The sequence below is a fragment of the Atribacter sp. genome (assembly GCF_035418125.1).
GTDB classification, from domain to species: Bacteria; Atribacterota; Atribacteria; order Atribacterales; family Atribacteraceae; genus Atribacter; species Atribacter allofermentans.
This window is the reverse complement of sequence record NZ_DAOLQM010000211.1, coordinates 1-3,896: the sequence shown is the minus strand read 5'-3', so window position 1 is coordinate 3,896 and position 3,896 is coordinate 1. Positions and strand designations below refer to the sequence as shown.

At 37.6% G+C, this 3,896-nt stretch carries 2 protein-coding genes; one reads left to right on the top strand and one right to left on the bottom strand.

Going from position 1 to position 3,896, the window contains the following annotated elements:
* Nucleotides 1–157: 157 nt before the first annotated feature.
* The gene (locus PLK24_RS09340) at nucleotides 158–2,194 is read left to right on the top strand and encodes an ArnT family glycosyltransferase (protein WP_324478484.1); all 2,037 of its coding nucleotides are present in this window, start codon (nucleotides 158–160) and stop codon (nucleotides 2,192–2,194) included.
* A 27-nt stretch (nucleotides 2,195–2,221) separates the two neighbouring features.
* On the opposite strand, the gene PLK24_RS09335 is transcribed toward PLK24_RS09340, so the two are convergent.
* A complete protein-coding gene (locus tag PLK24_RS09335) occupies nucleotides 2,222–3,829 on the bottom strand; it encodes a sulfatase-like hydrolase/transferase (RefSeq protein ID WP_324478482.1) in 1,608 nt (535 codons plus the stop codon).
* Between the last annotated feature and the right edge of the window lie 67 nt (nucleotides 3,830–3,896).

Genomic DNA, 3,896 nt, shown 5'->3' with positions numbered 1-3,896 from the left:
CGCTGAAAGCGAACGGCTGCTGCGCAACGAAGAAAGCCACCTGTATCTCACCGCCTCCCAGGCGCGCGCCTTCGCCGAAGCCCTGTTGGCCGCGGTGGAAAAGAGCGGGGGGTGATTTAAATCTTCCAAAAAAAGACTGACTGATAGGAAAAACTGATTGAAGAACAACTATATTTTTTACACCGCTTTGACGGTTATGGCGCTTTTTCTGGGTTATTTACTCATCCATAGCCCGAACATTCAGCACGCCCCTCACCTGGATGACCTTAATTCGGGGGGGTTCCGCGATGCCGTATTCGCGCTCGTGCTGGCAGGGCTGGTGTTGTTCCTGGCTGCAGGTCTGGGGATAATTTTGCTGCGTCCTTTTAAACTCGGCGACTGGTCATTCATCGAGCGCACCGTCATTAGCTTGCCCCTGGGCCTGGCGGCAATCGGTTATGCCGAATTCTTTATGGGGTTGCTGGGTTGGCTCAAGCCAATTCATCACACCATTCTGTTGGTCATTTTCGCTATCATCGCCTTCAAAAACAGTGTGGAGGTTCTGACCGAAGGGTTATCACACATCAAGCGATTCCCTGAGATTTGGCGGGGTTTTTCATTCATTAAAAAATTTTTCTTTACCGCGGGAGCGCTGGCGCTAATGCTGGCTTTTTTACAGACACTGACACCTCCTTGGGATTATGACGGTTTAATGTATCATCTGCAGGGGCCGCGCTTGTTTTTAGACGCCGGAAAGATCATCCCAATACCTGAAAACTGGCTTACTTATTATCCCTTTATCTGGCAAATGCTAAACATGCTCGGAATGGGACTCGGGTCTGATATTGTTGCAAAAGTAATTAATTTTTCCTTTCTGATAATCCTTTTGCTATCAACATATGCCTTTTGTAAAAAATGGATATCGGAAATAACGGGTTTTTTGTCCATTGCTCTTTTACTTGGAACACCAATTTTGATTACATGGGGTGTGTTAGCTTATGTAGATATCGCCTGGTCAGTCACCCAATTCTTAGCGATTAATTTTGCCCTGCTATGGAGTAAAGAGAGATCCACAAAATTCCTCTTACTTGCAGGTGTTTTTCAGGGACTGGCGCTAAGCACTAAATATATGGCACTTTGGGGTCTAGGAATTATCGTCCTCTTTATCTGTTTGCAATTCTTAAAAAATATTAAATCCCTCACCGACTTAAAATCACTTACAAAAGAAGCTTTATGTTTCGTGTTTTTTGCAGTGTTATTCGCGTCTCCCTGGTACCTTAAGAATATAATCTGGACCGGCAACCCAATTTTCCCTTTCTTTTTGCAACAAAAATCCATCAACCCAGTTGAGCTTGAATTTGCTATGGATTACACACGTAGTTTCGGTACTGGAAAAAACTGGTACGATTATTTACTATTACCCATTTCTCTCTATATAAAATATTATCAATTTGGTACTTTTCTAGGAGATGTTGACTTTCCAAACCCTGTTTTTCTTTCAGTCTTCATATTGCCCTTTATTAAATCCAAGATTCCACAAGAAATAAGAAAATTAGTAGGCTCTCTGTCATTCTTTGCAATAATGTTATTCATTACCTGGGCAACAGGAATGCAACAAAACAGGTTTTTATTACCAGTTTATCCATTGGCAAGTATTTTAAGCGCCGTTTCAATCACTACAATTATTAATAAAAGTAGCTTTAAAAAGATATTTCGGGTGCTTACACTTGGAATAATTGGTGGGACCATTTTCGTTTCATTCGTAGTTATAGGTAGACTATTGGCCATCACCCATCCTCTAAAAGTATTACTTGGAGCGGAATCAAAAGCAAAATTCCTTGGAAACATAATTGACGATTTTAAAGGGATTGAATACATAAATGATCATTTATCATCCAGTGTGCGTGTGTTTTTACCTTGGGATGGTAGGGGTTATTATTGTATCGCGGGTAAATGCATTGCTGATGTTAGCCAGGCGTACTGGACAACAATAGTGAAGGAAACCGAAGTTGACCGAATTACAGTCTCCCTTATACAACAGGGGATTACTCATTTACAACTCAATCTGAACGATGCTCTTTATTTTGTTTATTCTCATGACGAAAAAAGAAATCATCAAAAAGCATTGAACACATTGGTCTATGAGCTTCCCCCTAAACATCTCAGAAAAATTTGGGTTGATGAAAATATACGATTATATGAGTTGTTAGAATGATATTCGCTGCTAAGTGTAATCTGGTCACTATTCCGCAGTGCTACCTTTTTGTATTTTTTCACTCACGGGAATTAAATCGTATGGGGTTAGGAAAGTCGAATAATACTGGTAATCCTCCAGTAAGGGTAATTCAATACCCAAGTATTGAGAAAAAATCACTCTGAACGTATTTACTGGAGAAATTGAAGGATAAAGAGAACGATAGTCTTGATCAAAGAAATAATATGCATTTAAGATTGACATTCTCTCTTCAAGATTTACATTTTCAACACCCATAAAGTAAGACTGCATTCCCGGGCCATGATCAGCCTGTAAAATTAGAATTAATGGTTCCGAAGAATTGTTCAAAATTTCATCAATCATAGACAACGTTTTCTTTTCCAAATATTTCACTTGATCTCGATATCCTAATAGATACTCCTCAGAGGTTCCAATAAGCTGAAAACCATCCTGATCATTACTCAAAAATAATCTTCCTTCTTTTTTTAGTTTGCCATCAGCTTCAAAAACAAAAGGTGGATGTGGGCATGAAATATGAGCAAAAACAAAAAATGGTCCTTTTAGCATTGGGGTTTTCGATAGTCCGTCGAATATGAAATTCACATTATATCTATGCCATTTGTACAAATATGGATTTACAAAGACAGACGCTGCCGTTGAGTTAAAAAAGGTTTGGGTAAATCTGGGGGGTATAAATTTGTTCTCGTAATGCTCATCCCAATCAGAAAAATTTGAAAAACTATAGTCGGAAATAAAACTGATCATCCTGTAACCAAAAGCGGAGAACTGATTTTCCACAATGCTATTTTCCAACATGTAATAAAGAGGAAAATTGCTGATGTCTTGTTGATCACGAAATTTTTCTAGATTCAGAAGATACATAAAATTCATAGAACTGGGAAGTGAAGTTCTCGTTTGAGAATAATTCGAATAACTATCTTCCCCGATATAAAAACCACGTTCCTTGAGTGCCTGAATGAAGTTGGAATTATCATAATGATAAAGTTCCAGAAGAATATCAGATCGGGCAAAACCATCCAAGATGATATAATACACATTGGGGGTTAATTCGTTATTAGAGTTAGCGAATTGCGTAGAACTTTCCAGGAAAGTGTCCCAGGAACGCACAAATTCCTTCCTCACTTCTTTATCTTGTTCAATTTTTTGGATTAATCGGAAAATGGAGAAAATTAATAATAAAATCGTTGCGATATTTAAAAACACCAAGGTGCTGTTTGGTATTTTTTTTAGATTTTTGATAGCCATAAGGATAAATACGAATAGTATTAAGGTAATGGTGAATACTAGTATCTGCCCATTTCTAGATAACCAATATCTAGCAAGATCAATATTTTCACCTCTTATGGCTATTAGTCGAAGATATGAAACTGTGTTTTGAAAAGAAAAGAACAAAGTCGCGAATACAAAGGTTATTAATGAGGATTTACTAACATTCTTAAATAAAAAATTAAAAATATACCAAACAAGATAAAGGAAAAGAACAACAAATACTGATAAAATTGCAACTTCTTGTACTTGAGTATCAAAAATGTAATTAGTGTAGAATGAATTAACCACATAAACACCAAATAAAAACGGAAATAAATACCATCTGGTGAATAATCGATTAATCATAAAATTTAAAATTAATGAACCCTCCCCGCAGCAAGCTGCGGGGTATCGTCTTTAGATTTTTTCCTTG